The 1,449-nt window shown below is 54.1% G+C and carries 1 protein-coding gene and 1 pseudogene; both read left to right on the plus strand.

All coding sequences use genetic code 11. The features are described 5' to 3' along the window. Window positions 1–609, plus strand: a 609-nt coding sequence (locus AC2VLY_RS10265) for a PhnD/SsuA/transferrin family substrate-binding protein (RefSeq protein ID WP_486922218.1), incomplete at its 5' end; no start/stop codon positions are given. 136 nt (window positions 610–745) lie between these two features. Next, a pseudogene (locus tag AC2VLY_RS10270) lies at window positions 746–1,449 on the plus strand (two-component sensor histidine kinase); the annotation flags it as partial.

Below are 1,449 nucleotides of genomic sequence, written 5' to 3' on the forward strand. Positions count from 1 at the left end.
AATGAAGCCACGGGACTTCCTGTGCAGCTGGTCATTCCCCATAACGAACAGAGTTTTGTCGCCGATGGGCGCGCTGGCAAATTTGACTTCGCCCTGCTAACCCCCAGAATGGTCGCCATGGAAAAAACGCAGATGCTGCCTATTGCCCGGTCAGTTCCACGCAGTGACATGCATGGCCTGGCGGTTATTCGTAGGGATATGCCGTCATCCGGCGCTGCGCCATCCACGGGTCCCCTGCGCATTGCTTTTGCCAGCCCTTACTGCAGTGCCCGCTCACTGGCTAAAGCCAAACTGCTCCGCCTGGCCGGTAACAGACCGGTGATATGGGTACCAGAAGGTTCAGAGCACGCTGTTTTTACAGCACTGGCAGAACACCGTGCAACACTCGGCATAGTCCGTACAGCTACGGTCATGGCCCTGGAAAAAGAATTACCCGGTATCTGGTCGACTGTCCAAAGCGCTGGCCGGGCACCAGTATGGACCCTGGTCGGCAAACGCCAGCTACCGCTCAGAATACACAGCGCGGTCAAACAACAGGTTGCCAAAATGCCCCTCAACGTGCTGGACACGGCCGGTTTCATGCGTTTCAGCATTCTGCCTTATGCCTAGTTCGAGCAAGGCTTCAGGACCAGACATTCCCGCTTCCTCAAAAAACCAGGAGGTTTGGAAAACTCGGGCAGCCGTTGTACATATTTTCCAGCCAGTGATGCACTTTTGGCAAAATATGTCCTGGCGAGCCAAAAGCATGACTTTTGTGCTGCTTCTGGTGGCTCTGATTTATTTATCAATCTCCATATTTTTATACACCTCCGTACGCAACGATCTCACCAATCAGGTACAGACCGAACTGCTGCGGCTGACAGAAACACTGGCCAGCTCGGCAGCGGATCCTCTCCTGCTGAAAGATGGTGGAAAACTGGGCAAGCTGGCAGAACTGCACAATCCTTTGGTGCAAACAGTAGTCATCACCAATAGCCGAAATGTCGTGGTAGCCAGCCCCGATATCCGCCAGTTGGGACAAACCCTCCCTTCATATTTGTCCAGAGCCAACGCCCATCAGGCCGATCACTTCGCTGCGCCCATTCTGGCCGGAGGTAATCAGCTGGGCTCTGTATATCTCCAGGGCAATCAGAAACATATTAACAGACTGGTGAACCGGCGCCTGGATAGAACCACCAGTCGGTTGATTGTACTTGGCTTGATTACCACATTACTGGGTCTGTTGGGGGCCTATCTGGTCAGTCTGGCGATGACGCGCCCAGTATTAAGACTACTGGATGAAATTGAAAGCATGGAAGACCGTCTTGGCCTCGACAAAAAGTTCACCCTGGTTCGCCCTCCCCAGTCGGGCGACGAACTGTACCGTCTGGAATGGGCTTTTCGCTTCACCGAACAGCGCCTCAGGGAACACTTACTGGAGCTTCGTCAGCTGCACCAGCGCCAACAGGC

Source organism: Acidithiobacillus sp. TH-A36 (assembly GCF_057473445.1).